Here is a 26,276-nt window from a genome sequence, read left to right on the forward strand (position 1 = left end):
TCTTCACGACCGCCCGGCCGACACCACCCTCGTTCGGCCGGGTGCGCCACCGAGCCGACGACCGTCGGCCAGGCAGACAACTCCATCATCCGGGGGGATCGAGACCCGATCCGAGGCCGACGAAAGGCCCGGGTCGGCATGGAGAAAGGCGCACCACACATGACCTCTGAGAAGGTCACCACCACCCCTGAGGAGGGGTACGAGCGCGGACTCGGCAGCCGTCAGGTCCAGATGATCGCCATCGGCGGCGCGATCGGCGTCGGGCTCTTCCTCGGAGCCGGCGCGAACATCGCGAAAGCCGGTCCCAGCCTCATCCTGATGTACGCCCTCGCCGGCGTGATCATCTTCTTCATCATGCGGGCCCTGGGCGAACTGCTGCTCTACCGCCCGGTCTCGGGCTCCTTCGCCGAGTACTCCCGGGAGTTCCTCGGCCCGTTCTTCGGTTACTTCACCGGCTGGACGTACTGGCTGATGTGGGTCGTGACCGGCATGGCCGAGCTGACGGCCGCCGCGATCTACGTCCACTACTGGTTCCCGGACATCCCGCAGTGGGTGACGGCCCTGGTCTTCCTGGTGGTCCTGTTCGTGGCCAACCTGATCTCGGTGAAGCTGTTCGGCGAGATCGAGTTCTGGTTCTCCATGGTCAAGGTCACCGCCCTGATCGGCATGATCGTGATCGGCCTCGGCGTGCTCACCTTCGGCTTCAGCGCCGCGGGCGACACCGCGCACGTGGCGAACCTGTGGCAGTTCGACGGCTTCTTCCCCAAGGGCATCGGCTCCTCGCTGATGACCCTGCAGGGCGTGATGTTCGCCTACCTCGCCGTCGAGCTGGTCGGCGTCACCGCCGGCGAGTCCGAGGACCCGGAGAAGACCCTCCCGAAGGCCATCAACACGCTGCCCTGGCGCATCGCGCTGTTCTACGTCGGTGCCCTCACCGTCATCCTGTGCGTGGTGAAGTGGACCGAGTTCGCGCCGGGCGTCAGTCCCTTCGTGAAGGCGTTCGCGATGATCGGCATCCCGGCCGGCGCCGGCATCGTCAACTTCGTGGTGCTCACCGCGGCCCTGTCGTCCTGCAACTCGGGCATGTACTCCACCGGCCGCATGCTGCGCACCCTCGCCGACAACGGCGAGGCCCCGCGGGTCTTCTCGAAGCTGTCGGCCACCAAGACCCCCGCCCTCGGCATCACCGTCTCGGTGCTGTTCATGGGCATCGGCGTGGTCCTGAACTACATCGTCCCGGAGAAGGCCTTCGGCTACGTCACCTCCGTCGCCACCGCGGCCGGCATCTGGACCTGGCTGATGATCCTGGTCAGCCACGTCCTCTACCGCCGCGCGGTCGTCGCGGGCCGGCTGCCCGCCAGTTCCTTCCCGGCTCCCGGCGGCGCGGTGTGCTCGTACATCGCCATCGCCTTCCTGCTCTTCGTCACCGGCCTGATCGCCTACGACGCCGACTCCCGCGTGTGCCTGTACGTGATGGCGGTCTGGGCGGTCGCCCTCGGCGTCGGCTGGCTGGTCCTGAAGTCCCGGACGCCGTCCATCGCGGACCGCCGCGAGCCGGAGTTCGAGAAGGTGGGCTGACCACCGCGAGACCCTCGGAAAGGACGTCCGGCCGTCGGGAGCTCTCGTGGCGCCCCCGCCGGCCGCCGCTCAGGACGTCCGCCATGTGGGCCGTCCCGTACCACCCCTCGGTACGGGACGGCCCCTCTGCTTATCCTGACCCCCATGCTGACCATCACCCAGGCGCTCTACGACCAGATCGTCGCCCACGCGCGCGAGGACCACCCCGACGAGGCGTGCGGCGTGGTCGCCGGACCGGTGGGCTCCGGCCGCCCCGAGCGCTTCGTCCCGATGCTCAACGCGGCCCGCTCGCCCACCTTCTACGAGTTCGACTCCCAGGACCTGCTCAAGCTCTACCGCGAGCTGGACGACCGCGACGAGGAGCCGGTGATCATCTACCACTCCCACACCGCGACCGAGGCGTACCCCTCCCGGACCGACATCAGCTACGCCAACGAGCCCGGCGCGCACTACGTCCTGGTGTCCACCGCCGACACCGACGGCGTCGGAGAGTTCCAGTTCCGCTCCTTCCGCATCCTGGAAGGGGAGGTCACCGAGGAGGAGGTCAAGGTCGTCGAGGCGTACTGATCTCAGTACCCGGTCGGATTCCGTCCGGGATGTGGAATCACACTCCGGGACCCGGACCGGGAATCGATACGATGAGCCCATGGTTCTGAACGACGTGAGCGAGAAGGCGCCGGGCACGCTGCTCGTGGCGCGGCTGCACGTCGATCTGTGCAGGCTGAACAGCGCCATCTGTTGACGTTCCCCGCCGCCGTACGGCCGTGAGCCGCGGCGTGCCCCGCCGCGCGCCCACACCTTCCGACACTTCCTGACAGGAGCCCGCAACCATGGCCATCGAGGTCCGCATCCCCACCATCCTCCGCCAGTACACCGACGGTCAGAAGGCGGTGGAGGGCAACGGGAGCACCCTCGCCGAGCTGTTCGCCGACCTCGAGTCGCGGCACGCGGGCATCCAGGCCCGCATCGTGGACGGCGACCAGCTGCGCCGCTTCGTCAACGTGTACCTCAACGACGAGGACGTCCGCTTCCTGGACGGCATCAACACCAAGCTGTCCGACGGCGACAACGTGACGATCCTGCCGGCCGTCGCCGGCGGCATGCGCTGATCGGTCGCTGAGCAGCGATGCGCTACGACTCCCCGCTGGCCGCGGTGGGCAACACCCCTCTGGTGCGCCTGCCGCGGCTGTCGCCGGCCCCGGACGTCCGGATCTGGGCCAAGCTGGAGGACCGCAACCCCACCGGCTCGGTCAAGGACCGGCCCGCCCTGCACATGATCGAGCAGGCGGAGAAGGACGGCCGGCTGACCCCGGGCTGCACGATCCTCGAACCCACCTCCGGCAACACCGGTATCTCCCTCGCCATGGCGGCCAAGCTCAAGGGCTACCGGATGGTGTGCGTGATGCCGGAGAACACCTCGCAGGAGCGCCGGGACCTGCTCGGCATGTGGGGCGCCGAGATCATCTCCTCGCCGGCCGCCGGCGGCTCCAACACCGCCGTGCGCGTGGCCAAGGAGCTGGCCGCCGAACACCCCGACTGGGTGATGCTCTACCAGTACGGCAACCCGGACAACGCGGGCGCCCACTACGCCACGACCGGCCCCGAGATCCTCGCCGACCTGCCCTCGATCACCCACTTCGTGGCGGGCCTCGGCACCACCGGCACCCTCATGGGCGTCGGCCGCTATCTGCGCGAGCACAAGCCGGGCGTCCAGATCGTCGCCGCCGAACCGCGCTACGACGACCTGGTCTACGGCCTGCGCAACCTCGACGAGGGCTTCGTCCCCGAGCTGTACGACGCCTCCGTGCTGACCACCCGGTTCTCGGTCGGCTCGGCCGACGCGGTCACCCGCACCCGCGAACTCCTCCAGCAGGAGGGCATCTTCGCGGGCGTCTCCACCGGCGCCGCCCTGCACGCGGCGATCGGCGTCGGCCGGAAGGCCGTCAAGGCGGGCGAGAGCGCCGACATCGTCTTCATCGTGGCCGACGGCGGCTGGAAGTACCTCTCCACCGGCGTCTACACCGCGGTCACCACGGAAGAGGCCATCACGACACTCCAGGGCCAGCTCTGGGCCTAGCCGCGGATCCGCGCCCGCCGGTGGTACGTCACATCCGTACCAGGACACCGGCAGAAAGGCGGACCCCATGCGCCGTACGACGTTCCTCGCCCCCGCGGCGGCAGCGCTGCTCCTCGCGGGCTGCGGCTCCCAGCAGGACACCGGGAGCAGCGACAAGGTGTCGGCGCCGGCCCGTACGGGCACGCCGTCGCCCACCCGGTCCGCCGGCGACTGCACCGGTCACGTGGAGCTGACGGCCGCCGATCACGGCCGTACCGTCTGCGTGACCCGGGGCGGCGAGGTCCGGCTGACCCTGGACGGGACCAGGGCCCGCCCCTGGCAGCCGGTCGCCGCGAGCGGTACGGGACTGAAGGCCATCAACGCGGGTTTCGTACTCCAGCCGGGTGATGCCACGGCCGCGTACCAGGCGGTGGCCGCCGGCACGGTGAAGCTCACGTCGTCCCGCCCGCTGTGCGCCGAGCCGACCGCACCGGGCCAGGTCTCCTGCAAGGGCATCGAGGACTGGACGGTCACCGTCCGTGTGAGCTGAGGTGTCTTCTAACCCGCCAGGTGCCGTACCTGGTCCCACAGCACCGGGTCGACCACGCCCACACGACGGCGGAAGCCGTCCACCGGGACCTCGCGCAGCTCGTCGGTCTCCAGGAAGCTCGGCCGCCCCTGGGCGTCGCCGACCGCGCCGGGCGGCAGCGGGATCACCCCGCAGCGTTCGTCGTGGTACTTGCTGGTGATCTTCGCGACGGTGGCCCGGTTCCCGCGCACGGCCAGCACCAGACAGGGCCGGTCCTTGGCCTCGGCCCGGTCCTCGTAGGGGACCTGCGCCCACCAGATGTCCCCGGGGGACGGCCGTACGGCGTGTGCCGTGCGCGGGCCCGGCCGGCCCGGGGGCCGCAGGCGCCGTCCGCCGGGCCGGTGGCCGCGGCCCCAGCCGTCGACGAGCGTGGCGACCAGCGCGAGCAGTACCACCGCCGCGAGCGCCAGCCACCAGGACGTGTCCATACGACGACGTTACCGGCGCGCGCCGAACATCGCGCGCCCTCTTCCAACCCTTGTGCGCCCTGCGTCCAGCCGAACCGGTGACAGCGCAGGTGAGTTCGCCCACAACGGCCCCTGGCGGAGGAGCGACCCGCGCTTTTGCGCCTTACGCTCGACGGACCGCACGACCCCCGACAGCCCCCGCCCCGCAAGGGGTTTACGTCCCGCCCACCGGTTACCCGCCAACGGAGGTTTCTGCTTCATGAAGCTCACCGTCGTCGGCTGCTCGGGGTCGTTCCCGTCCGCGGAATCGGCCTGTTCGAGCTACCTCGTCGAGGCCGACGGCTTCCGGCTGCTCCTCGACATGGGCAACGGCGCCCTTGGCGAGCTGCAGCGCCACTGCGGTCTCTACGACCTCGACGCGATCTTCCTCAGCCATCTGCACGCCGATCACTGCATCGACATGCTCGGGTACTTCGTGGCGCGCTACTACCGCCATGACGGCGGCCGGTGCGATCCCCTCCCGGTCTACGGCCCCGAAGGCACCGAGCACCGCCTGACCACGGCCTACGCGGACACCCCCTCCGCCTCCTCGATGAGCGAGGTCTTCGACTTCCACACGGTCAAGCCGTCCACGTTCGAGATCGGCCCGTTCACCGTGCACACCGAGCGGGTCCGCCACCCCGTGGAGGCGTACGGCATCCGGGTCGAGCACGGCGGGAAGTCCCTGACCTACTCCGGCGACACGGGCGTCACCGCGGCGCTGGACGAGCTGGCCCGGGACACCGATCTGTTCCTGTGCGAGGCCGCGTTCACGCACGGCAAGGAGAGCATCCCCGACCTGCACCTCAACGGCCGCGAGGCGGGGGAGACGGCGGCCCGCGCGGGCGTGCGGCGGCTGGTCCTCACCCACATCCCGCCGTGGACCGATCCCGAGGTGAACCTGCGGGACGCCCGTGAGGTGTTCTCCGGGCCGGTCGAGCTGGCCGCCCCACGGGTCACGTACGAGATCTGACGCCCCACGCAGACGACAAGGCCCCGGAACCGAAGAGGTTCCGGGGCCTTCGCGCCGCCTGGTTACTTGGCCTCTGCCTTCTGCAGTTCCGCCAGTTCCTCGTCGGACTCGCGGCCCGGGGTCGGCAGGTCGAACTTGGTGATCGCGAAGCGGAAGATCACGTAGTAGACCACCGCGAAGCACAGGCCGACCAGGACCAGGCCCCACGGATTGCTCGCGATGCCCAGGTTGAGGCCGAAGTCGACCGCGCCCGCCGAGAAGCCGAAGCCGTCCTTCATGCCCAGCGCCCAGGTCAGCGCCATCGAGACACCGGTGAGGACCGCGTGGATCGCGTACAGGACCGGCGCGATGAACATGAAGGTGAACTCGATGGGCTCGGTGACGCCGGTGACGAAGGACGTCAGCGCCAGCGAGAACATCATGCCGCCGACGACCTTGCGGCGCTCGGGCCGGGCGCAGTGGACGATCGCCAGGCACGCGGCCGGCAGGGCGAACATCATGATCGGGAAGAAGCCGGTCATGAACTGGCCCGCGTGCGGGTCGCCGGCCAGGAAGCGCGCGATGTCACCGCTCTTGCCGTGGTACTCGCCCGCCTGGAACCACGGGAACGAGTTGAGCAGGTGGTGCATGCCGATCGGGATCAGCGCACGGTTGGCGACACCGAAGATGCCCGCGCCGACCGCGCCCGACTTCACCAGCCACTCGCCGAAGTTGTGCAGGCCCGTGCCGAGTACCGGCCAGATGTAGCCGAAGACGATGCCGATGACGAGGCCCGCGAAGGCCGACAGGATCGGGACGAGCCGGCGGCCGCCGAAGAAGCCCGCCCAGTCGGGCAGCTTGGTGCGGTAGAAGCGCTGGTACAGCAGGGCCACGACGATGCCCATCACCACGCCGCCGAGGACCTTGGCGTCCACCGGGGCGTTCTGCATGACGACCTTGCCGTCGACGACGGAGGCCACCTTCGGCAGGTTCTTGTCGGTGAACGTGGCGAGCACGTTCTTGAAGACCAGGTAGCCGACGACGGCGGCGAGGGCCGTGGAGCCGTCCGACTTCTTCGCGAAGCCGATCGCGATGCCGACGGCGAACAGCAGCGCCATGTTGTCGAGGATGGCGTTGCCGCCGGCCGCCATGAACGACGCTATCTTGGTCAGGAAGGTCGGGAAGGACGGCCGGCCCAGCATGTCGGCGTTGCCGAGGCGCACCAGGAGGGCGGCGGCGGGCAGCACGGCGACCGGCAGCATCAGGCTGCGGCCGATGCGCTGGAGCACAGCCATCGCTCCGGCGCCCTTCTTCTTCTCGGCCGCGGGTGCGGCGCTGGCCGTGGTCACAAGCTCCTCCATCGGGCAAGGCGCCGCCCGGGAACCATGGAAGGGGACGGCAGCGTCTCTGGTCTACACCACCTGTGGTGTAGACCTGTTGTAGCACGATGAAGGCGGCATAAGGAACCCGCGAATCCGCTACCGCGGCGCTACACGCTGTGCCGTGCCGTGCCGCGTCGTCAGCCAGTCGTCAGACCTTGGTGACGTCCTCGACCTCCTCCGCCGGCTCCCGCCCCGGCGTCTTCAGGTCGAACCGCGTGATCGCGACGCGGAACACCAGGTAGTACACGGCCGCGAAGCACAGGCCGATCGGGACGATCAACCACGGTTTCGTCGCCAGCTTCCAGTTGATCACGTAGTCGATCAGGCCCGCCGAGAAGCTGAAACCGTCGTGCACGCCCAGCGCCCAGGTCACCGCCATCGACACACCGGTCAGCACCGCGTGGACGGCGTACAGCGCGGGCGCGATGAACAGGAACGAGTACTCCAGCGGCTCGGTGATGCCGGTCACGAACGAGGTCAGCGCGACCGACAGCATCAGGCCGCCGACCTCCTTGCGGCGCTCCGGCCGGGCGCAGTGCGTGATGGCCAGCGCCGCGGCCGGCAGCGCGAACATCATGATCGGGAAGAAGCCCGAGGTGAACTGGCCGGCGTCCGGATCGCCTTGCAGGAACATGTTGATGTCGCCGTGCACCACGGTGCCGTCGGGCTTGGTCCAGCTGCCGAACTGGAACCAGATGGGCACGTTCAGGAACTGGTGCAGGCCCACCACCAGCAGCGCCCGGTTCGCGACCCCGAAGACGCCCGCGCCCCAGGAGCCGGCGTCCCGCAGCCACTCGCTGAAGCTCTCCAGGGCGTCGCCGACCGGCGGCCAGACGAACAGGCACACCACGGCGAACAGGATCGCGACGAAGGCCATGATGACCGGCACCAGCCGGCGCCCGTTGAAGAAGCCCAGCCAGTCCACCAGCTTCGTGCGGTGGTAGCGGGCCCAGAAGAAGGCGGCCAGCAGCCCCATGACGATGCCGCCGAAGACGCCCGGGTTCTGGTAGGTGAACGCGGACACCGTGCCGTTCGCCGCCTGGCAGCCGGTCACGCCCACCTTCGTGCCCGCCGGACAGGTCTGCGGGAACTGCCGCAGGACACCGTAGTAGACGAGGAAACCCACCACCGCCGCGAGCGCCGTCGAACCGTCGGCCTTCTTCGCCATGCCGATCGCGACGCCCACGCAGAACAGCAGCGGCAGCCCCAGTTGCCCGTCCAGCAGCGCGCCGCCCGCCCCGCTCATCACCCTGGAGACGTTCGTCCAGCCCAGGCCGTCCGTGCCGAACACGTCCGGCTGCCCCAGCCGGTTCAGGATGCCTGCCGCCGGCAGCACGGCGATGGGCAACTGGAGGCTGCGGCCCATCTTCTGCATGCTCTGGAACAGACGGTTCCAGCGGGCCCCGGCGGGACTCGCCGTGCTCTGAGCACTCATGGGTTTGGCGACCTTCCCCACGGTGGTGTAGACCAGTCGGCGGACGGTTCCGCTGTCGTGATCGTCATCATTCGGCACGCACGGCATGACCGCTCGCGAAGATGGGCCAACTGTGGGTTACTGCGACAAAGCGGTTCGGAGCAGGGAGAAGGAACATGGCCAGCAAGGCTGAGAAGATCGTCGCCGGGCTCGGTGGCATCGACAACATCGAGGAGATCGAGGGCTGCATCACCCGGCTGCGCACCGAGGTGTCCGACCCCGCTCTGGTCGACGAGGCCGCCCTGAAGGCCGCCGGCGCCCACGGCGTCGTCAAGATGGGTACCGCCATCCAGGTCGTCATCGGCACCGACGCCGACCCGATCGCCGCGGAGATCGAAGACATGATGTGAGTCGTACCGGTTCACCCCGAAGGGGCTCTTCCCGACGCCGGAGGAGCCCCTTCCCCGTGTGCGGCTAGGCTCATCGCCATGTCTCGCATCGACGGCCGTACCCCCGAACAGCTCCGCCCGGTCACCATCGAACGGGGATGGAGCAAGCACGCCGAGGGCTCCGTCCTCGTCTCCTTCGGCGACACCAAGGTCTTCTGCACCGCCTCCGTCACCGAGGGAGTCCCGCGCTGGCGCAAGGGCAGCGGCGAGGGCTGGGTCACCGCGGAGTACGCCATGCTGCCCCGCGCCACCAACACCCGCGGCGACCGCGAGTCCGTCAAGGGCAAGATCGGCGGCCGCACCCACGAGATCTCCCGGCTCATCGGCCGCTCCCTGCGCGCCGTCATCGACTACAAGGCGCTCGGCGAGAACACCATCGTCCTCGACTGCGACGTCCTCCAGGCCGACGGCGGCACGCGTACGGCGGCCATCACCGGCGCGTACGTCGCGCTGGCCGACGCCGTCGCCTGGGCCCAGGGCAAGAAGCTGATCAAGGCCGGCCGGCAGCCGCTCACCGGCACCGTGAGCGCCGTCTCCGTGGGCATCGTCGGCGGAGTCCCGCTGCTCGACCTCTGCTACGAGGAGGACGTGCGCGCCGACACCGACATGAACGTCGTCTGCACCGGCGACGGCCGCTTCGTCGAGGTCCAGGGCACCGCCGAGGCCGCGCCGTTCGCCCGCGAGGAACTCGACGCCCTGCTCGACCTCGCCGTCACCGGCTGCCGGGAACTGGCCGTGATCCAGCAGGCGGCACTGGCGGCCACGCGCGCGTAAAGAAGTCCCCAAGACCGAGGGGCAACCCGGCGGACCCCAGCGGCGTCCCAGTGGGTACGGGCGCACGGCTCACCGGCGTGCGCCCGGCCAGCCGTACCAGGGGAGGGACACCACCATGGCCGCCAGCCGACGCCGACTCACCGTTGTCGCCGCCGTAGCGACCGCCGCGCTCGCCGCCGGCCTCACGACCGGCTGCGACGCCGTGGACAAGGCGCTGGACTGCGTGCAGTCCGCCGACGCCATCGCCGACAACGTCACCGACCTCCAGCAGGCCGTGGAGAACGCGGCGAACGACCCCTCCCAGGCCGACGAGTCGCTCGACTCCATCGAGAAGAGCCTGCGGAAGATCGGCGACAAGACGGACAACACGGATGTCAACAAGGCCGTGGACGACCTGAACAAGGCGGTCGACAACGTGCGTACGGCCATCAAGAACGGGGACGAGACGCCGGACGTCAGCCCGGTGACGGACGCGGCGGGGGAGCTGACCAAGGTCTGCACGTCGTAGGGGAGCGCCGGCGGCGCGCGCTCAGCGCCGTCTCTTCAGGCGTTTCCGTTCCCCCCGCGGAAGTTTGCGCTCCACGCCCACGCCGCCCCAGAACGCGACACCGCCGATGACCACACGGGGGGCGCCCGGCTCGGGCGGGCCGTCGTCCCTCGGGTGTTCGAAGGCGCCCATCACGCCGATGCCGCGTACGACGACCTCGACGCCGGGCGGCACGATCACCTGGACCCCGCCCATGATCGCCACGCAGTGGATCTCGACCTCCCCGGCGGCGAAGTCCGCCTCGCGCAGGTCGAGTTCGCCGCCGCCCATGAAGGTGAAGCAGGAGAACCGCCTCGGCACCGTCCAGCGGCCCTTGCGCTCGAACCCCGACAGGATCGCCACCGCGCCCGTCGAGGAACCCTCGGTGCCGGTGATCCGGCCCGCCCAGCCATCGCGCACCGCCGGGGACTTGACGAAGGAGACGGGAAGGGCCGGCGCGACGGCGCCGGCCGCCGGAAGGTCGCGGGTCAGCGGCGCCAGCTCGCCGTACGTCCGCGCCTTGTAGGCCGCCTCCAGCCGCTCGTCGAACTCCTCCATGTCGAGCCGCCCCTCGGCCAGGGCGTCCCGCAGGATCTCGGCGACCCGGTCACGGTCGGCGTCGGACGCGCGGAGATCCGGGGCTGCGTCGTCGCTCATGGCAGCAGCCTACGAGACCGCCTTCTCGGCGTACATCCTGGCGATGACGGCCTCGATGTCCGGCTCCCGCACCGACAGGTCCACCAGCGGATACCGGGCGGCCAGATGCGCGACGAGCGGCGCCGCCGACTGCCCCGCCGGGAACGCCAGCCACTGCCGGGGGCCCTCCACCCGCACCACCCGGGCCGACGGCACCTGAACCGGCGGCAGCTCCCGCTCCAGGTCCACCACCAGCGTCCGCTCGCTCTCGCCGGCCTCGTGCAGCCCCGCGAGCGGGCCGTCGTACACCAGCCGCCCGTGGTCGATCACCATCACCCGGGAGCACAACTGCTCGATGTCCTGCAGGTCGTGCGTGGTCAGCAGCACCGTCGTGCCACGCTCGGCGTTCACCTCCCGCAGGAACTCCCGCACCCTGGCCTTCGACACGACGTCCAGGCCGATCGTCGGCTCGTCCAGGTACAGCACGTCCGGGTCGTGCAGCAGCGCCGCCGCGATGTCGCCGCGCATCCGCTGGCCCAGGGACAGCTGCCGCACCGGCACGTCCAACAGGGCGCCCAGGTCCAGCAGTTCCACCAGCCGGTCCAGGTTCTCGCGGTAACGGGCGTCCGGGATGCGGTACATGCGGTGCGCCAGCCGGTAGGAGTCGATCAGCGGCAGATCCCACCAGAGCGTGGTCCGCTGCCCGAACACCACCCCGATCCGGTGCGCGAGCCGCGACCGCTCCCGCGCCGGATCGATGCCCGCCACCCGCAGCCGCCCGGCACTCGGCGTCAGGATCCCGGTCAGCATCTTGATCGTCGTCGACTTCCCGGCGCCGTTCGGCCCGATGTACCCGACCATCTCGCCGCGCGCCACGGTGAACGAGAGCGCGTCCACCGCCCGCACCTCGCGCCGCTCCCGCCGCAGGAACCCCGTCTTCCGGCGCACCTGGAAGACCTTCTCGACCTTCTCCAGTGCGATGAAGCCGTCCCCCGCGATGCCGTCCCCCGCGATGCCGTCGTCCCCTGTGATCAAGTCACTCACGCTAGCTCCCTGTGCTGCGGTACGAACGAAGTCCCGCCCGCCAGGCCAGCCCCGCGAGCGCACCGCAGGCGACTGCCACCAGCGGCGGCGTGAACGCGGTCCACTCCGGCAGGTCCAGCGGATACGGCCGCCCCAGCACATAGGTCCCGGGCAGCCAGTTGACGAAGGCCAGCGGCAGCACGAAGGTCACCCCGCGCACCAGCTCCTTCGCGAACACCGTCGGCGGATACTGGAGCAGCGTCGTCCCGCCGTAGGTGAAGGCGTTCTGCACCTCCGAGGCGTCCTGCGCCACGAACTGGAACGCCGCGCCCGCCACGAACACCGCGCAGAAGACGCCGCAGCCGCTCACCACCATCACCGGCATCAGCAGCAGCCTGCCCGCCGTCCAGTCGATGTCCACCCGGGTCAGCGACCAGCCCAGCACCAGCGCCCCCTGCGTCACCCGGCCCAGCCGCCTGAGCGCGAACCGGTCGGCCGCCACCTGCGCCAGCACCGGCGCCGGCCGCACCAGCAGGGTGTCCAGCGTGCCGTCCCGGACCCGCCGGCCCAGCCGGTCCATCGACCCGATCACCAGGTCCGCCAGCCCGAAGGAGGTCGCGGACAGGCCGTACAGGAACGCCACTTCGGGCAGCGGGTAGCCGCCCAGGGCGTCCACCCGGGAGAACATCAGCATGATCGCGACGAAGTCGAGGAAGGTCGCCGCGAAGTTCCCGAACGTGGTCATGGCGAAAGACGCGCGGTAGGCCATCGTGGAGCGCACCCACATCCCGGCGATCAGCCGGTACGCCCGCACACCCTCCGCCAGCCGGTGGGCCGGGCCGGACGCCTGGCTGTCAGCCACCCTGCACCACCACCCGGCGCGTCGCCGCCGACTGCACCAGCCGCCCGGCCCCCAGCAGCGCCACCGCCCACGCGGCCTGGAAGAGATAGGTGGGCAGCGGGTCCGCGTGCCCCAGCAGGATGTCCGCCGGGGCCTGCAACAGGGACGACCAGGGCAGAGCCCGTACGACCTCACCGAGCGCGCCCGGGAACACGTTCAGCGGCAGCAGCATGCCCGAGCAGAAGTAGCCCAGCAGCCACGCCATCTGCACCACACCGGTGCCGTCCAGCAGCCAGAACGCGCTCAGCGCCACCAGGTAGCGGATGCCGAAGCCGACCAGCATGGCGAGGACGACGGCGACGAGGAAAGCCGCCCAGGTGCTGGCGTCGGCCGGCAGGTACACCGGGAAGCACAGCGCGCCGAACACGAACGGGACCAGACCCCGGCCCACCAACTGGAAGAACGCCCGGCCGAGATCCGCCGCCAGCCACCACAGCTGCAGATCGGCGGGCCGGTACAGGTCGATCGCCACGTCCCCCGTACGGATGCGTTCCATCAACTCGTCCTCGACGCCGCCGCCCCCGATGGCGAGGGTCGACAAGAACGCCTGCCCCAGCCAGACATAGGTGACGGCCTGCGCCTGGTCATACCCGCCGAGATGCGGCTTCTCGTCCCACAAGGCGCGATACGTGTAGACGAGGATGAGCCCGAAGACGGTGTTCGTGAACACCCCTGCCGCAGTGGCGGCCCGGTAGGTCGCGTACCGTCTGAATCCCCCTGTCGCCACGGCCGCGTACAACCATCCCGCGCCCACGCCAGTCGACCTCCTCGGACCGCTCGACACCGAAGCGCAGGAGCCTAGTCCGGAGGCCCGGCGGCCGGCCACGCGATTTCCGGTCGGAAGCGTGCCGGAATCCGGGAACGGAACGCCAGGTGCGAGAGTCTTCCAACAGGGGGAGCGCAGAAGCGTACGAGGCGTACGGGAACGTACGACGCGAAACAGGAGTCCGTGCACGACATGAGCGACGAGCCGCAGCCGCAGCAGCCGAACGAAGGCGTGGCACCGAAAAAGCCGCTGCCGGCTGAAGGGCCCGGAACCCCGGGACGCCGCGAACCGAGCAGCGCACCACCGGATCCCGTGGGGGGCACCAGGAGCGACACCAGTGCACGCGCCGAGGGTGCCGGGAGCGGCGACGGTCATTCGAGGAGCCCCAGGGGCGGCAGCGGTACTGGGCGCGCTGAGGGCGCCGAGGCCGGCACCGGCTCGGCGGACTCCCCGTCTCGGGCCGGCTCCGGCACGCCGGGCCCGTCGTCCCGGAACCGCTCCGGCATGACGGGCGCGCCCTCCCGGGGCGGCTCCCGCCCCGGGGACTCAGCCGAGCAGGACGGGGACCGGACGGCTTCCATCGCCCGCGCCCGCCAGGCGGCCCGCGCCCGCACGGAACAGAAGGCTGCTCCGGGAACCGGCGCAGGCACGGCCTCCGGTAGCGCTCCGGTACCCGGCCGCGGCCCGGCGTCCGGGAGCGCCCCGATAACTGGTCGTGGTCCGGTGTCCGGGGGTGGCCCGGCAGCTGGTCGTGGCCCGGAGTCCGGGCGTGCGCAGGGGGTCGGCGGCAGCCCGGCAGCTGGTCGTGGTCCGGAGTCCGGGTCTCGTTCGGCGTCCGGCGGTGGTCCGGTGTCCGGGTCTCGTCCGGCGTCCGGCGGTGGTTCGGAGTCCGGCCGCGGCCCGGTGTCCGGCCGTGGTCCGGTGTCCGGGCGAGGCTCGGTGCCCGGCCGGCGCCCGGAGTCCGGTGAGGCATCGGTGTCCGGCGACGGCTCCGTGTCCCGTCGCGGGCCGGAGTCCGGCGGTGCCCCGGTGTCCGGTGCCGCCTCGGCTGCCGGCGGCGACCGTGGTGCGTCCGGTGCCGGTGGTGGCTCGCGTTCCGGTGCGTCCGGTGCCGGTAAGGGAGGTGACTCGGGTACCCCCGAGGCCCCGCTCGGTTCCGGGCAGGAGCCGCCGGCCGAGAGTACTCAGGTGCTCCGGCGTATCACCCCGCCCCGCGGACCGCAGTCCGGTGCCCGGCAGGAGGCCGACGCCGCTGCGGTGCCCGAGACCACGCAGGTGCTCCGGCGGGTCAACGCGCCTCGCTCCGGTGAGCCCGGCGGCGCCGGTGCCGCCGCCGGTGAGTCGGACCCCACCCGCCGTACCCCTCGCCCCACCGTCCCCCGCCCCGGCGGGGAGAACCGCGCTGCCCAGGCCTCCGGCGCCAACCCGGCCGGTGCTGCCGCTCCCTCCTCCCCGGCCGCCGCCCGGGCCGCCCGCGCCGCCCGCGCGGCCGGCACCGCCGCAGCGGGAGCCGGGGCCGGTGCTCAGGCCGCCAAGGCCGCCACCGCATCAGCAGCCGGCGCCGCAGCCGGTGCCGCCTCAGCCGCCGCCGGCCCCTCCACCCCCGGCACCGGCTCCACCCCCAAGAACTCCGAAGCGCCCACCACCGCCCTGGCCGCCGCTGACGGTCAGACCGCCGCAGGCAAAGGCAAGAAGGGCAAGCGGCCCAAGCGGACCGGTTGGCGACGGGTCGTTCCCACCTGGCGCATGGTGCTCGGTACCTTCTTCGTCGGCGTGCTGCTGCTCGTCGGGCTGTTCTTCGTCGGGTACTCCCTGGTGAAGATCCCGCCGGCCAACGCGTTCGCGACCAAGCAGAGCAACGTCTACCTCTACGCCGACGGCTCACAGCTCGCCCGCGACGGCGAGGTCAACCGCGAGAACGTCAGCCTCGCCCAGGTCTCCAAGGACGCCCAGCACGCCGTACTGGCCGCCGAGGACCGTGACTTCTACACCGAGTCCGCCGTCGACCCGAAGGCCATGCTCCGCGCCGCCTGGAACACCGCGACCGGCAAGGGCAAGCAGTCCGGCTCGACGATCACCCAGCAGTACGTGAAGAACTACTACCTGGCCCAGGAACAGACGGTCACCCGCAAGGCCAAGGAGTTCTTCATCTCGATCAAGCTCGACCAGAACAAGTCCAAGGACGAGATCCTGGAGGGCTACCTCAACACCAGCTACTTCGGCCGCAACGCCTATGGCATCCAGGCCGCCGCCCAGGCCTACTACGGCATGGACGCCGCCGACCTCGACCCGGCCCGCGCCGCCTACCTCGCCGCGCTCGTCAACGCGCCCAGCGAGTACGACGTCGTCGCCCACCCGGAGAACCGGAAGGCGGCCGTCGCCCGCTGGAACTACGTCCTGGACGGCATGGTCACCAAGGGCTGGCTGAGCGAGTCCAAGCGTGCCGGCATGAAGTTCCCGATGCCCAAGGAGCAGACGGTCTCCACCGGCATGTCCGGCCAGCGCGGCTACCTCGTGGAGGCCGTCAAGCACTACCTCACCTCGAACAACATCATCGACTCCGACCACCTCACGGCCGGCGGCTACCGCATCACCACCACCATCCAGAAGGACCGGCAGGACGCCTTCGTCAAGGCGGTGAACGACCAGCTGATGTCCAAGCTGGACAAGAAGAACCGCAAGGCGGACACCTACGTCCGGGCCGGCGGCGCCTCCGTCGACCCCAAGACCGGCAAGGTCGTCGCGATGTACGGCGGCATCGACTACGTGAAGCAGTACACCAACGGCGCCACCCGCGGTGACTTCCAGGTCGGCTCCACGTTCAAGCCGTTCGTGTTCACCTCCGCCGTGGAGAACGGGTCCACCACCCAGGACGGCCGCACCATCACCCCGAACACGGTCTACGACGGCACCAACCAGCGCCCGGTCCAGGGCTGGAACGGCGGCGCCTACGCCCCCGAGAACGAGGACCAGAAGTCGTACGGCCCGATCACCGTCCGCAAGGCCACCGACGCGTCGGTGAACTCGGTGTACGCGCAGATGGCCGTGGACGTCGGCCCCGCCAAGGTCAAGCAGACCGCGGTCGACCTGGGCATCCCCTCCGACACCCCGGACCTCCAGCCGTACCCGTCCATCGCCCTCGGCACCGCCACCGCCAGCGTCCTGGACATGGCGGAGGCCTACGCCACGCTCGCCAACCACGGCAAGCACGGCACGTACACCCTGGTCGAGAAGATCACCAAGGACGGCACCGACGAGATCAAGCTGCCCGGGCAGCAGGTCAAGCAGGCCGTCAGCCGGGAGGCCGCCGACACCACGACCTCGGTCCTGCAGAGCGTGGTCGAGAGCGGCACCGCCACGGCCGCGCAGGCCGCGGGCCGTCCGGCGGCCGGCAAGACCGGTACCGCCGAGAGCGACACCGCCGCCTGGTTCGCCGGCTACACCCCGGACCTGGCCACGGTGGTCTCCGTCATGGGCCAGGACCCGGTCACGGCCAAGCACCAGCCGCTGTACGGGGCGCTCGGCCAGCCCCGCATGAACGGTGGCGGCCCGCCCACCCAGATCTGGGCGCAGTACACGCGCGACGCGCTGCAGGGCAAGCCGGCGAGCAAGTTCGACCTGGAGCTCCAGCAGGGCGCCGACCAGGTCCAGGAGCCGCCCGCCACCAGCACCGCCCAGCCCGGCACCGACGGCGGCCAGAACGACGGCGGCACCACGGGCGCCACGCCGACGGACGGCGGCACCACGGGCGCCACCCCGACGGACGGCGGCACCACGGGCGGCACCCCGACGGACGGCGGCACCACGGGCGGCACCCCGACCGACGGCGGCACGACCACGGACGGGGGCACCACCACCGGCGGGGACACCACCGGAGGAGCGACGACCACCGACGGCGGGACCACGGACGGCGGCGGCACGGCCGACGGGGGCACGACCACCGGCGGGGACACCACCGGTGGCGGCACACCGGGCGGCGGCACCACAGGCCCGGACGGAGGTGCGGGAGGCTCCCCCGGAACCTGACGCCTCACCCCAGACGCCCTCAGTGACCGCTGGCCGCCCTCAGCCCCACCACGGCGACCAGCAGCAGGCACACGAAGAAGACCCGGGCGGCGGTGACCGGCTCACCCAGCACCACCATGCCGAGCACCGCCGCACCGGCCGCGCCGATGCCCACCCACACGCCGTAGGCCGTACCGATGGGCAGGACAAAATCATGACGAAGAGGGCCGGTGACCATGGTCACCGGCCCTCTTCGTCTGTGTTTACAGGTACAGCCCCGTGGAGTCCTCCGACCCCTCGAACCGGTCCGCGGCGACGGCGTGCAGGTCACGCTCGCGCATGAGGACGTACGCCACGCCCCGTACCTCGACCTCGGCCCGGTCCTCCGGGTCGAACAGGACGCGGTCGCCGGGCTCCACCGTCCGTACGTTCTGGCCGACGGCGACGACCTCGGCCCAGGCCAGCCGCCGGCCGACCGCCGCGGTGGCGGGAATCAGAATGCCGCCCCCCGACCGCCGCTCGCCCTCACCGGTCTCCTGCCGCACGAGAACCCGGTCGTGCAGCATCCGGATGGGCAGCTTGTCGTGGTGGGGAGTGCTGTGCTGGTTTCTGTTGGCGCTCACGGCTCGAACCTACCTGTCCCGGTCAGTCCCTGCGCCGCCGGGCCCCGAGAGCGAGCAGCCCCACGACCCCCACGACGACGAGCGCGACGGGCACCACCCGCTCCAGGCGCGGCGCCCCCCGCTCATTCACAAACTGCGCCCGCACCTCGCTCACGACGCGGTTGACCTGCACGTACGCCCGTCCGACCGTATGGTCGACGTTGGCGACGACCTTGGCCTTCGCATCGCCGACGATGGTCTTCGGATGCACCCGCACCCCGATCTCGTCGAGCGTCTCGGCCAGCACTTCACGGCGGCGCTTGATGTCCGCCTCGATCTGCGCCGGGGTTCTGGTGTCCGACGTGTCCGCCACCGTACGGCCTCCGAAGTCTGCTGATGCTGTTCCGAACAGTTTGTCAGCTCCGGGCCGCGTCGCACCGCAAGGCCCCCCGGTTAGGCTGGCCCGATGAGCGAGCGACTCCAGCCGGGGGACGTGGCCCCCGCCTTCACCCTCCCCGACGCCGACGGCACCGAGGTGTCCCTCTCGGACCACAAGGGCCGCAAGGTCATCGTCTACTTCTACCCGGCCGCCCTGACCCCCGGCTGCACCAAGCAGGCCTGCGACTTCACGGACAACCTGGAGCTGCTGGCCGGCGCCGGCTACGACGTCATCGGCATCTCCCCCGACAGCCCGGAGAAGCTGGCGAAGTTCCGCGAGAAGGAGTCCCTGAAGATCACCCTCCTCGCCGACCCCGACAAGAAGGTCACCGAGGCCTACGGCGCCTACGGCGAGAAGAAGAACTACGGCAAGACGTACCTGGGCGTCATCCGCTCCACGATCGTCGTGGACGAGGAGGGCAAGGTCGAACGGGCCCTCTACAACGTCCGCGCCACCGGCCACGTGGCGAAGATCATCAAGGACCTGGGCATCTGAGGGCGCCTGTTACCACTGTCGGCGGCTCGCACCGGGAGGACCGGGTGCGGGCCGCTTTCTCTTTCCGTGCGTGACTGTCCGATAACCGGTTCGTTACTCCGTACGGGCTGCGAACGCACACCCGGATCGGAGGGGGCTCGATGGGGGCCGGCGCATACACCAGGGAGCGGCTGGAAGAGGCGGCTCGGGGAGCGAGGACGCTGTCGGAGGCGTTGGAGAGGCTGGGGGTGGATCCGAGGAGCCCGACACGGCGGTACCTGCTCGGGCGGATGAAGAAGCTCGGGGTGGACGTCTCGCACTTCGAGCGGGAGGGGGTGAAGTGGACGAGGGAAGTGCTTGAGGGAGCCGTGGCTGCCTCCACGAACATGTGCGAGGTGCTGCGCCACCTCGGTTTGGAGGTCGTCGGCGGCCATCACACGCACATCAGCCGCAGGATCAAGGCCTACGGGATCGACACCTCGCACTTCCAGCTGCCGACGCGGCGCGGGAAACCCTGGCGCGCCAGGACGCCGGAGGCCCTGCTCGTCGAGCAACCGGTCGGCCAGGCTCGGCGCATTCCGAGCGACCGGCTCAAGTGGGCCATGACGGCCGCGGGCCTGCCCGAGCGCTGTGCCCGCTGCGGTACGGAGCCGGTGTGGCGGGGCCGTCCGCTCCCGCTGGAGGTCGATCACATCGACGGCGACTGGCGGAACAACCGGTTCGAGAACCTGCGGTTCCTCTGTCCCAACTGCCACTCGATCACGGACAATTACCGAGGGCGCGGCAAGGGCCGTTCCCGGGGCGGCGCCGTATGAGCAGCGGGGTGCGGTACACGCGTGAGCGGTTGGCCGAGGCCGCCGAGCGGTGTGCGAGCCTCGACGAGGTCATCGCCTTCTTCGGCACTCGCCCCTACGGCAAACTGCGCCGGTACCTTGTGCGGCGTTTCGAGCGCTTCGGAATCGACATCTCCCACTTCTCCGACTCTGGCAGTCACGGCAGCCTCGCGCACGAGGAACTGCGTGCGGCGGTCACCGAGTCGATCTCCATCGCCGAGACGCTACGACGCCTCGGACGGCCGGATACCGATACGCAGCGCGCGCTGCTTCGGCAGTGGGTCGCCGAGCAGGGCATCTCGACCGCCCATTTCCTGGGGCAAGCGCACCAACGCGGCAAGACCCGCACGGACCGCGCCAGGCGCCCCGAGGACATCCTGGTCAAGCACGACGGCCGACGCCGGACGCGAACCCACCTGCTGCGCCGTGCGCTCCGCGAGGTGGGCGTACCGGAGGAGTGCGCCGAGTGCGGCGTCGGACCGGAGTGGTGCGGGCAGCCGATGACGCTGGAGGTCGACCACATCGACGGTGACTGGAGCGACGACCGGCGTGAGAATCTCCGGCTGCTCTGTCCCAACTGCCACGCGGTCACGAGCACCTGGTGCCGAGGGGGCGCACGGCGAAAGGCGTCGCCCCGTACACTGAGCGAGGCAAAACGGCCTGCAAGTAAATAGTCCGTTTTGGGGCGGCCGTGGCGAAATAGGCGATACGCGCGGGTTTTAGGTGCCCGTGGGAGAAATCCCGTGTGGGTTCGAGTCCCACCGGCCGCACATGTGAGGGGCCGTCCGTCCGGGCGGCCCCTCGGCCTCTTTCAGCCCAACAGCTCCCGCACCACCGGCACCAGCGCCCGGAACGCCTGGCCCCGGTGGCTGATCGCGTTCTTCTCCTCGGGGCTCAGCTCCGCGCACGTCCGCGTCTCGCCGTCGGGCTGGAGGATCGGGTCGTAGCCGAAGCCGTTCGTGCCGGCGGGGGCGTGCCGCAGGGTGCCGCGCAGCTGTCCCTCCACCACCCGCTCGGTGCCGTCCGGCAGGGCGAGGGCCGCCGCGCAGGCGAAGTGGGCGCCGCGGTGCTCGTCGGCGATGTCCGAGAGCTGGGCCAGCAGGAGGTCCAGGTTGGCCTTGTCGTCGCCGTGGCGGCCGGCCCAGCGGGCGGAGAAGATGCCGGGGGCGCCGTTCAGGACGTCGACGCACAGGCCGGAGTCGTCGGCGACGGCGGGCAGGCCGGTGGCCCGGGCGAGGGCGTGTGCCTTGAGGAGGGCGTTCTCGGCGAAGGTGACGCCGGTCTCCTTGACGTCGGGGACGTCCGGGAAGGCGTCCGCGCCGACGAGTTCGTGGGGGAGGCCGGCTTCGGCGAGGATCGCCCTCAGTTCGGTGATCTTTCCGGCGTTGCGGGTGGCGAGGATCAAGCGGGTCATGGCCGCCAGTATTCCTCGCCGCCCGGTCACAGCTCCGTCTGGCCCGCGCCGTCCAGCGTGCGCAGGTTGAAGATCTCGGCCATGGTGCGGTAGCCCAGGTCGCTGGGGTGCAGATGGTCGCCGGAGTCGTACTCGGGGCGCAGCCGGCGGGGGTCGTAGGGGTCCCGGAGGGCCTTGTCGAAGTCGACGACCGCGTCGTAGACCCGGCCGGCCCGGATCTGTGCGTTGACCTGCTGCCGTACGGCTTCCCGGGCGGGGGTGTATCCGCGGTGGCCCTGGAACGGCATCAGGGTGGCGCCGACGGCCTTCAGGCCGCGGGCGTGGGCCTGGCGGACGAGGGTGCGCAGGCCGGTGACGATGCGGTCGGGGTCGGCGAGCCGGGGGTTGCGCAGGATGTCGTTGACGCCGAGGTCGATGACGACGACCTTGACGTTGGGGCGGGAGAGTGCGTCCCGGCCGAAGCGGCCGAGGCCGCTCTGGTTCTCGGCGGGCCGGCCGAGGCCGTCGGCGAGGACCTGGTTGCCGCTGATGCCCTCGTTGACGACGCTGTAGCGCGGCAGTTGCCGCCCGTTCTGCAGGGCGCTGCGCAGCCGGCGGGAGAGGATGTCGGGCCAGCGGCGGTTGGTGCCGGTGGTGGAGGTGACGCCGTCGGTGATCGAGTCGCCGAAGGCGACGACGGTGCCGGTGGCCTCGTTGCTGAGTACGTCGAGGGCCGTCACGTACCGCCAGTAGGGGGTCTGTCCGGTGTAGGGGGCGCCGGTGGTGTCCTCGGTGCGGTCGCCGGTGGCGGTGTAGGAGATCTGCCGGGCGCGTGGGTGGTAGGTGACCGGTCCGGACGGGGTGGGGGAGTAGGTGGTGATCAGGACGTCGGCGCCGTGCGGGAGGGTGATGCGTACGGCGTCGCTGACGGCGTGGCCGCCGGCGGGTATGACGACGCGGGGGGCGCCGTTGAAGGTGAGGCGCCGCATCGTTTCCGCGTCGGCGGCGGCGCTGCCGTCGCCCAGGGACAGGGCGAGGGAGGCGTGGCTGATGGTGAGGGCGGACTGGCCGTAGAGATTGGACAGCGTGACGCGGGCACTCGTACCGCCGGTGCCGGTGTGCACGACGTTGCGGACGGAGCGGCCGGCGAGGCCGGCTGTCTCGGTGCCGGGTTCGCCGCCGACGGGGGCGGTGGCCCAGGCGCCGACCCAGGTGCCGGTGGAGGCGGGGGCGGCGTGGGAGTCGCGGCGTGGGCGGTTGTCGCCGAGGGTGCCGCGGGGGGTGCCGTCATCGGCGGCGACGGTGACGTATATGGCGGCGGACAGGGCGACGACCAGGGCGACGAGCGCGCTCAGGACGGCATAACCATGACGCTTGGTCACGCTTGTGTTGTTCTCCTCGACAGATGGGAGCCCGAGGCTCCGATCTTGCTCACCCATGATGGGTCATGGGCCGGGGAGATCTGACAGGACCCTGCCACGACTCCCCTTGAGACAGACGCCGGGAACTCCTGTTCCGTTCCGGGAGTCGGTCAGGAAGGGACAATTGTGTGCGGGATCACCGAACGGGTGGAGCTGATGGAACCTACCGAGACGGGAACACCGGGGCGGGTCGCGTCGTACAAGACGATGACGGCGTTCACCCCGGCCGACGAGGAGCGCCGGCGCGGGGTGCGCCGGATGAAGGCCACGGCGACGGGCATGCTGCTGTTCGTCGCGGTGGTCTACGTCCTGGCGAAGACGGCCGGGAACGCGGGCGCCGGGGCGTGGACGGACTATGTGGCGGCGGCGGCCGAGGCGGGCATGGTCGGCGCGCTCGCCGACTGGTTCGCGGTCACGGCCCTTTTCCGGCACCCGCTCGGGCTGCCCATCCCGCACACCGCGATCATCCCCACGAAGAAGGATCAGCTGGGCGTCTCGCTGGGGGAGTTCGTGGGCGAGAACTTCCTCTCCGAGGACGTGGTGCGGCAGCGGCTGCGCGCGGTCGGTATCGGCAGCCGGCTCGGGGCGTGGCTGGCCGAGCCGGAGCACGCGGAGCGGGTGACGGCGGAGCTGGCGACTGCGCTGCGGGGCGCGCTGACGGTGCTGCGGGACTCCGATGTGCAGGCGGTCGTCGGTGAGGCGATCACCCGGCGGGCCGACGCGCAGGAGATCGCGCCGGGCATCGGCAAGACGCTGGAGAGGATCGTCGCCGACGGCGGGCACCGCCGGGTGGTGGATCTGGTGGTGGCCCGCGCGCACGACTGGCTGGTGCTGCACCGGGACGACGTGATGGTGGCCGTGGAGGGTGGTGCGCCCGGCTGGACCCCGCGGTTCGTGGACCGGAAGGTCGGGGAGCGGGTCTACAAGGAGCTGCTGCGGTTCGTCACGGAGATGCGGGACATGCCCTCGCATCCGGCGCGCGGCGCGCTGGACCGTTTCCTCACCGATTTCGCCTCCGACCTGCAGTCGGACACGGACACCCGGGCGCGGGTGGAGCGGCTGAAGGGCGAGGTGCTGGGGCGGGGCGAGGTGCAGGACCTGATCGCGTCCGTGTGGACGGCCGTACGGTCGATGATCGTGGCGGCGGCGGAGGACGAGCGCAGTGAGCTGCGGACGAGGGTGCGGGCCGCGCTGCTGTCGCTGGGCACGCGGATGGCGACCGAGCCGAAGGTGCAGGACAAGGTCGACAGCTGGGTGGAGGGCGCGGCGGTGCACGTGGTGACGACGTACCGCAAGGAGATCACCTCGCTGATCACGGACACGGTGGCGGGTTGGGACGCCGAGCACACCACCCGCAAGATCGAAGCGCACATCGGCCGTGACCTGCAGTTCATCCGCATCAACGGCACGGTGGTGGGCTCTCTGGCCGGGCTTGTGATCTATACGGTCTCGGGCTGGCTGGGGGCCTGACCGGACTGTTCCGCCGAGGCCAGGGCACCCGGTATCCCGTCCTTCGACGCGGAGGGAGCCCGCATGAGCACAGCCGAGGCCGGGACCGGCCCGAACCTCACCACCGACATCCCTGCCAGACTCGACCGCCTGCCCTGGTCCCGCTGGCACTGGACGATCGTCATCGGCCTGGGCACCGTGTGGATCCTGGACGGCCTGGAGGTCACGGTCGTCGGCAACATCGCCGGCCGGCTGTCGGAGCCCGGCAGTGGCCTGGCGATCAGCTCCGGGCAGATCACCGGTGTCGCCGCCGCGCTGTATGTGGCGGGCGCCTGCGTGGGCGCCCTGTTCTGGGGCCGGCTGACCGACCGTTTCGGCCGTAAGAACCTCTTCATGATCACCCTGGCGGTGTACCTCGCGGCGACGGCGCTCACGGCCGTCTCCTGGGAGGCCTGGTGGTTCTTCCTCTTCCGCTTCCTGACCGGCTTCGGCATCGGCGGTGAGTACGCGGCCATCAACTCCGCGATCGACGAGCTGATCCCGGCGGACTACCGCGGCCGGGTCGACCTGATCATCAACGGCAGCTTCTGGCTGGGCGCGGTCGGCGGCTCCCTGCTGTCGATCGTCGCGCTCGACACCGGCCTGCTGGCGAAGAACGTCGGCTGGCGCCTGACCTTCGCGCTCGGCGCCGTCCTCGCCCTGGTCATCCTGCTCGTACGACGGCACGTCCCGGAGAGTCCGCGGTGGCTGCTGATCCACGGCCGGGACCGGGAGGCGGAGGAGATCGTCTCGGGGATCGAACGCCGGGTGGAGGCCGAGCGCGGTGAAACGCTCCCCGCGCCCGAGGGCGAGCTGGAGATCCACCAGCGCAAGAGCGTGACGTTCCTGGAGATCGCCCGCACGGTCTTCGGCCGCTACCGCAGGCGGGCGGTGCTCGGCTTCTCCCTCTTCATCGGCCAGGCGTTCCTGTACAACGCGATCACCTTCGGCTTCGGCGCGATCCTGACCAAGTTCTTCGACGTGCCCTCCGGTCACACCGGCTACTACTTCGCGGTGATCGCGGTCGGCAACTTCTGCGGCCCGCTGCTGCTGGGCAAGCTCTTCGACACGGTCGGCCGTCGCGTGATGATCTCCTCGACGTATCTGCTGTCGGGTGTGCTGCTGTTCGTCACGGCCTGGCTGTTCGACCGGGGCTCGCTGAGCGCGGGCACGCTGACCGCCTGCTGGTGCGCGGTGCTGTTCTTCGCTTCGGCGGGCGCTTCCAGCGCCTACCTCACGGTGTCGGAGATCTTCCCGATGGAGACGCGGGCGATGTCCATCGCGTTCTTCTACGCGCTCGGCACCGCGGCCGGCGGCATCAGCGGCCCGCTGCTGTTCGCCGACCTCACGGGCACGGGCCGGGTCGGCGACACGGTCCTCGCCTTCTGCATCGGCGCGGCGCTGATGTGCGCGGCCGGGCTGGTCGCCGCGTTCCTCGCGGTGCGGGCCGAACGCCGTTCCCTGGAGGACATCGCCCGCCCGCTGACGGCGGTGGCCGGCCGGGCCAGGGCGGCGGCCCAGGGCGCCCGGCCGTCGCGGGGCACGCCGGGTTCGCGGGGCAGTGGTCCCACGGCACCGCCGGCGGCGAGCAGGCCGTGACCGTCAGGCGCCGGTCGTGGAGCCCGGCCGGACGATCATGAGGACGGTCACGGCGGCCCACAGCAGGTTGAACAGCCCGGTGACCATGGCGAGGCGCGCGGTCCGCCCCGCCCCCGCGGTTCCTTCGAGGAGCGCGGACTGGGCGGGCAGCACCAGCGCGACGAGGACGAGGGCGGCGAGGGTGGTGAGGACGATCGACACGATCAGCCAGGGGCTGCCGAGCACGCCCATCTCGCTCGCGGTGGCGAACCCGAAGACGGGGACGACGACGCCGACGACGGCGTAGGCGCGGCAGATCCGGTGCAGCAGGTGGAGGGTGGCGGCGGGGTCGGGGCTGCCGGGGTGGGGTTGACCGTCGTCGGCGCCGGCGGTCAGGGCGCGGCGGGCGGCGGGCGGGAACATGCTGGCGGCGACGGCGACGGGACCGATGGCGAGGACCGCGGCGATGACGTGGACGCAGAGGAGGAACTTGGTCACGGGGGGACGGTAGAGGGCGCCGGGATCTCGCAGAAGTGGCGAGATTGCCAGTG

The 26,276-nt window shown here is 70.9% G+C and carries 28 protein-coding genes, 1 tRNA gene and 1 pseudogene; 17 read left to right on the forward strand and 13 right to left on the reverse strand.

Annotated features, from left to right (window positions below):
• Window positions 1–159 precede the first annotated feature (159 nt).
• The 6 genes from AB0L21_RS04125 to AB0L21_RS04150 all read left to right on the forward strand — a co-directional run bounded on the left by AB0L21_RS04125 (window position 160) and on the right by AB0L21_RS04150 (window position 4,184).
• On the forward strand, window positions 160–1,578 hold the full coding sequence (locus AB0L21_RS04125) for an amino acid permease (protein WP_365703464.1): 1,419 nt from the start codon (window positions 160–162) through the stop codon (window positions 1,576–1,578).
• Window positions 1,579–1,722: 144 nt separating this feature from the next.
• Entirely contained in the window at window positions 1,723–2,145 is a 423-nt protein-coding gene (locus AB0L21_RS04130; RefSeq protein WP_365703462.1) for a M67 family metallopeptidase, read from the forward strand.
• A gap of 79 nt (window positions 2,146–2,224) precedes the next feature.
• Window positions 2,225–2,320, forward strand: a complete 96-nt coding sequence (locus AB0L21_RS04135) for a putative leader peptide (protein ID WP_309550412.1) — start codon at window positions 2,225–2,227, stop codon at window positions 2,318–2,320.
• 88 nt (window positions 2,321–2,408) lie between these two features.
• Complete coding sequence (locus tag AB0L21_RS04140) at window positions 2,409–2,687, forward strand: MoaD/ThiS family protein (RefSeq protein ID WP_014672988.1); 279 nt, start codon at window positions 2,409–2,411, stop codon at window positions 2,685–2,687.
• 17 nt (window positions 2,688–2,704) lie between these two features.
• The gene (locus AB0L21_RS04145) at window positions 2,705–3,655 is read left to right on the forward strand and encodes a cysteine synthase (RefSeq protein ID WP_365782099.1); all 951 of its coding nucleotides are present in this window, start codon (window positions 2,705–2,707) and stop codon (window positions 3,653–3,655) included.
• Window positions 3,656–3,722: 67 nt separating this feature from the next.
• Window positions 3,723–4,184, forward strand: a complete 462-nt coding sequence (locus AB0L21_RS04150; protein ID WP_365703457.1) for a hypothetical protein — start codon at window positions 3,723–3,725, stop codon at window positions 4,182–4,184.
• 8 nt (window positions 4,185–4,192) lie between these two features.
• Here the strand turns inward: AB0L21_RS04150 and AB0L21_RS04155 are convergent, their stop codons facing one another.
• Entirely contained in the window at window positions 4,193–4,651 is a 459-nt protein-coding gene (locus AB0L21_RS04155; RefSeq protein WP_365703455.1) for a type II toxin-antitoxin system PemK/MazF family toxin, read from the reverse strand.
• Window positions 4,652–4,889: 238 nt separating this feature from the next.
• Between AB0L21_RS04155 and AB0L21_RS04160 the strand changes: the two genes are divergently transcribed.
• Complete coding sequence (locus AB0L21_RS04160; RefSeq protein ID WP_365703453.1) at window positions 4,890–5,642, forward strand: MBL fold metallo-hydrolase; 753 nt, start codon at window positions 4,890–4,892, stop codon at window positions 5,640–5,642.
• Window positions 5,643–5,704: 62 nt separating this feature from the next.
• Here AB0L21_RS04160 and AB0L21_RS04165 read toward each other — a convergent pair whose 3' ends face one another.
• Together AB0L21_RS04165 and AB0L21_RS04170 are read right to left on the reverse strand one after the other, a co-directional pair.
• The gene (locus tag AB0L21_RS04165) at window positions 5,705–6,970 is read right to left on the reverse strand and encodes a PTS transporter subunit EIIC (protein WP_365703451.1); all 1,266 of its coding nucleotides are present in this window, start codon (window positions 6,968–6,970) and stop codon (window positions 5,705–5,707) included.
• A 181-nt stretch (window positions 6,971–7,151) separates the two neighbouring features.
• Window positions 7,152–8,438 (reverse strand): PTS transporter subunit EIIC, encoded by a 1,287-nt coding sequence (locus AB0L21_RS04170; RefSeq protein WP_365703449.1) that lies wholly within the window; start codon window positions 8,436–8,438, stop codon window positions 7,152–7,154.
• Between the two features lie 155 nt (window positions 8,439–8,593).
• Here AB0L21_RS04170 and AB0L21_RS04175 point away from each other — a divergent pair, with 155 nt between their 5' ends.
• The 3 genes from AB0L21_RS04175 to AB0L21_RS04185 all read left to right on the forward strand — a co-directional run bounded on the left by AB0L21_RS04175 (window position 8,594) and on the right by AB0L21_RS04185 (window position 10,148).
• Window positions 8,594–8,827, forward strand: a complete 234-nt coding sequence (locus tag AB0L21_RS04175; protein WP_014672981.1) for a glucose PTS transporter subunit EIIB — start codon at window positions 8,594–8,596, stop codon at window positions 8,825–8,827.
• A gap of 78 nt (window positions 8,828–8,905) precedes the next feature.
• On the forward strand, window positions 8,906–9,640 hold the full coding sequence (rph, locus tag AB0L21_RS04180) for a ribonuclease PH (RefSeq protein WP_014672980.1): 735 nt from the start codon (window positions 8,906–8,908) through the stop codon (window positions 9,638–9,640).
• Window positions 9,641–9,755: 115 nt separating this feature from the next.
• A complete protein-coding gene (locus AB0L21_RS04185) occupies window positions 9,756–10,148 on the forward strand; it encodes a hypothetical protein (protein WP_365703446.1) in 393 nt (130 codons plus the stop codon).
• Window positions 10,149–10,169: 21 nt separating this feature from the next.
• Here AB0L21_RS04185 and AB0L21_RS04190 read toward each other — a convergent pair whose 3' ends face one another.
• From AB0L21_RS04190 to AB0L21_RS04205, 4 genes are read right to left on the reverse strand one after another with little or no spacing between them, the layout of a single operon-like run.
• The gene (locus tag AB0L21_RS04190) at window positions 10,170–10,823 is read right to left on the reverse strand and encodes a DUF1707 domain-containing protein (RefSeq protein ID WP_365703444.1); all 654 of its coding nucleotides are present in this window, start codon (window positions 10,821–10,823) and stop codon (window positions 10,170–10,172) included.
• Window positions 10,824–10,832: 9 nt separating this feature from the next.
• A complete protein-coding gene (locus AB0L21_RS04195) occupies window positions 10,833–11,846 on the reverse strand; it encodes an ATP-binding cassette domain-containing protein (RefSeq protein WP_365782101.1) in 1,014 nt (337 codons plus the stop codon).
• Window position 11,847: 1 nt separating this feature from the next.
• Window positions 11,848–12,687 (reverse strand): ABC transporter permease, encoded by an 840-nt coding sequence (locus AB0L21_RS04200; RefSeq protein WP_365703440.1) that lies wholly within the window; start codon window positions 12,685–12,687, stop codon window positions 11,848–11,850.
• Entirely contained in the window at window positions 12,680–13,480 is an 801-nt protein-coding gene (locus AB0L21_RS04205) for an ABC-2 family transporter protein (RefSeq protein ID WP_365782103.1), read from the reverse strand. Before AB0L21_RS04205 ends, AB0L21_RS04200 begins: the two co-directional genes overlap by 8 nt.
• A gap of 1,662 nt (window positions 13,481–15,142) precedes the next feature.
• Between AB0L21_RS04205 and AB0L21_RS04210 the strand changes: the two genes are divergently transcribed.
• Window positions 15,143–17,518: a transglycosylase domain-containing protein gene (locus AB0L21_RS04210; RefSeq protein WP_365782336.1), complete on the forward strand. Its 2,376-nt coding sequence runs from the start codon at window positions 15,143–15,145 to the stop codon at window positions 17,516–17,518.
• 19 nt (window positions 17,519–17,537) lie between these two features.
• Here the strand turns inward: AB0L21_RS04210 and AB0L21_RS04215 are convergent.
• The 3 genes and pseudogenes from AB0L21_RS04215 to AB0L21_RS04225 form a co-directional block, all read right to left on the reverse strand.
• Window positions 17,538–17,702, reverse strand: a pseudogene (locus AB0L21_RS04215) (SMR family transporter); the annotation flags it as partial.
• Between the two features lie 58 nt (window positions 17,703–17,760).
• Entirely contained in the window at window positions 17,761–18,120 is a 360-nt protein-coding gene (locus AB0L21_RS04220; protein ID WP_171155827.1) for a co-chaperone GroES, read from the reverse strand.
• Window positions 18,121–18,142: 22 nt separating this feature from the next.
• Window positions 18,143–18,472, reverse strand: coding sequence for a DUF3618 domain-containing protein (locus AB0L21_RS04225; RefSeq protein WP_365703436.1), 330 nt, complete (start codon window positions 18,470–18,472; stop codon window positions 18,143–18,145).
• 93 nt (window positions 18,473–18,565) lie between these two features.
• Here AB0L21_RS04225 and bcp point away from each other — a divergent pair, with 93 nt between their 5' ends.
• From bcp to AB0L21_RS04245, 4 genes are all read left to right on the forward strand, one after another.
• Window positions 18,566–19,033 carry a thioredoxin-dependent thiol peroxidase gene (bcp, locus tag AB0L21_RS04230; RefSeq protein ID WP_103810147.1) on the forward strand — a complete coding sequence of 156 codons (468 nt, stop codon included), beginning with the start codon at window positions 18,566–18,568 and terminating at the stop codon, window positions 19,031–19,033.
• Between the two features lie 140 nt (window positions 19,034–19,173).
• A complete protein-coding gene (locus AB0L21_RS04235) occupies window positions 19,174–19,827 on the forward strand; it encodes an HNH endonuclease signature motif containing protein (RefSeq protein ID WP_365782105.1) in 654 nt (217 codons plus the stop codon).
• Window positions 19,824–20,519 (forward strand): HNH endonuclease, encoded by a 696-nt coding sequence (locus AB0L21_RS04240; RefSeq protein ID WP_365782107.1) that lies wholly within the window; start codon window positions 19,824–19,826, stop codon window positions 20,517–20,519. Before AB0L21_RS04235 ends, AB0L21_RS04240 begins: the two co-directional genes overlap by 4 nt.
• A gap of 11 nt (window positions 20,520–20,530) precedes the next feature.
• Window positions 20,531–20,615, forward strand: a tRNA-Leu gene (locus AB0L21_RS04245).
• 41 nt (window positions 20,616–20,656) lie between these two features.
• On the opposite strand, the gene rdgB is transcribed toward AB0L21_RS04245, so the two are convergent.
• On the reverse strand, window positions 20,657–21,259 hold the full coding sequence (gene rdgB / locus AB0L21_RS04250) for an RdgB/HAM1 family non-canonical purine NTP pyrophosphatase (protein WP_365782109.1): 603 nt from the start codon (window positions 21,257–21,259) through the stop codon (window positions 20,657–20,659).
• 26 nt (window positions 21,260–21,285) lie between these two features.
• A complete protein-coding gene (locus AB0L21_RS04255) occupies window positions 21,286–22,620 on the reverse strand; it encodes an SGNH/GDSL hydrolase family protein (RefSeq protein ID WP_365782111.1) in 1,335 nt (444 codons plus the stop codon).
• Between the two features lie 195 nt (window positions 22,621–22,815).
• On the opposite strand from AB0L21_RS04255, the gene AB0L21_RS04260 reads away from it, so the two are divergent.
• Both AB0L21_RS04260 and AB0L21_RS04265 read left to right on the forward strand, forming a co-directional pair.
• Window positions 22,816–24,129 carry a DUF445 domain-containing protein gene (locus AB0L21_RS04260; RefSeq protein ID WP_365782113.1) on the forward strand — a complete coding sequence of 438 codons (1,314 nt, stop codon included), beginning with the start codon at window positions 22,816–22,818 and terminating at the stop codon, window positions 24,127–24,129.
• Between the two features lie 63 nt (window positions 24,130–24,192).
• On the forward strand, window positions 24,193–25,746 hold the full coding sequence (locus tag AB0L21_RS04265) for an MFS transporter (RefSeq protein ID WP_365703425.1): 1,554 nt from the start codon (window positions 24,193–24,195) through the stop codon (window positions 25,744–25,746).
• A gap of 3 nt (window positions 25,747–25,749) precedes the next feature.
• Here AB0L21_RS04265 and AB0L21_RS04270 read toward each other — a convergent pair whose 3' ends face one another.
• Window positions 25,750–26,223, reverse strand: coding sequence for a hypothetical protein (locus AB0L21_RS04270; protein ID WP_365782115.1), 474 nt, complete (start codon window positions 26,221–26,223; stop codon window positions 25,750–25,752).
• Window positions 26,224–26,276 lie beyond the last annotated feature (53 nt).

It is taken from the genome of Streptomyces sp. NPDC052721 (assembly GCF_040678315.1).
Lineage (GTDB): Bacteria > Actinomycetota > Actinomycetes > Streptomycetales > Streptomycetaceae > Streptomyces.

Bases quoted from the DNA above. Each gene is read 5' to 3' on its own strand.
- AB0L21_RS04190 (WP_365703444.1), bottom strand. From the start codon at position 10,823: ATGAGCGACGACGCAGCCCCGGATCTCCGCGCGTCCGACGCCGACCGT.
- rdgB (WP_365782109.1), bottom strand. From the start codon at position 21,259: ATGACCCGCTTGATCCTCGCCACCCGCAACGCCGGAAAGATCACCGAA.
- AB0L21_RS04235 (WP_365782105.1), top strand. From the start codon at position 19,174: ATGGGGGCCGGCGCATACACCAGGGAGCGGCTGGAAGAGGCGGCTCGG.
- AB0L21_RS04160 (WP_365703453.1), top strand. From the start codon at position 4,890: ATGAAGCTCACCGTCGTCGGCTGCTCGGGGTCGTTCCCGTCCGCGGAA.
- AB0L21_RS04125 (WP_365703464.1), top strand. From the start codon at position 160: ATGACCTCTGAGAAGGTCACCACCACCCCTGAGGAGGGGTACGAGCGC.
- AB0L21_RS04130 (WP_365703462.1), top strand. From the start codon at position 1,723: ATGCTGACCATCACCCAGGCGCTCTACGACCAGATCGTCGCCCACGCG.
- AB0L21_RS04170 (WP_365703449.1), bottom strand. From the start codon at position 8,438: ATGAGTGCTCAGAGCACGGCGAGTCCCGCCGGGGCCCGCTGGAACCGT.
- AB0L21_RS04240 (WP_365782107.1), top strand. From the start codon at position 19,824: ATGAGCAGCGGGGTGCGGTACACGCGTGAGCGGTTGGCCGAGGCCGCC.
- AB0L21_RS04260 (WP_365782113.1), top strand. From the start codon at position 22,816: ATGGAACCTACCGAGACGGGAACACCGGGGCGGGTCGCGTCGTACAAG.
- AB0L21_RS04185 (WP_365703446.1), top strand. From the start codon at position 9,756: ATGGCCGCCAGCCGACGCCGACTCACCGTTGTCGCCGCCGTAGCGACC.
- rph (WP_014672980.1), top strand. From the start codon at position 8,906: ATGTCTCGCATCGACGGCCGTACCCCCGAACAGCTCCGCCCGGTCACC.
- AB0L21_RS04150 (WP_365703457.1), top strand. From the start codon at position 3,723: ATGCGCCGTACGACGTTCCTCGCCCCCGCGGCGGCAGCGCTGCTCCTC.
- bcp (WP_103810147.1), top strand. From the start codon at position 18,566: ATGAGCGAGCGACTCCAGCCGGGGGACGTGGCCCCCGCCTTCACCCTC.
- AB0L21_RS04145 (WP_365782099.1), top strand. From the start codon at position 2,705: ATGCGCTACGACTCCCCGCTGGCCGCGGTGGGCAACACCCCTCTGGTG.
- AB0L21_RS04265 (WP_365703425.1), top strand. From the start codon at position 24,193: ATGAGCACAGCCGAGGCCGGGACCGGCCCGAACCTCACCACCGACATC.
- AB0L21_RS04140 (WP_014672988.1), top strand. From the start codon at position 2,409: ATGGCCATCGAGGTCCGCATCCCCACCATCCTCCGCCAGTACACCGAC.
- AB0L21_RS04175 (WP_014672981.1), top strand. From the start codon at position 8,594: ATGGCCAGCAAGGCTGAGAAGATCGTCGCCGGGCTCGGTGGCATCGAC.
- AB0L21_RS04155 (WP_365703455.1), bottom strand. From the start codon at position 4,651: ATGGACACGTCCTGGTGGCTGGCGCTCGCGGCGGTGGTACTGCTCGCG.
- AB0L21_RS04135 (WP_309550412.1), top strand. From the start codon at position 2,225: ATGGTTCTGAACGACGTGAGCGAGAAGGCGCCGGGCACGCTGCTCGTG.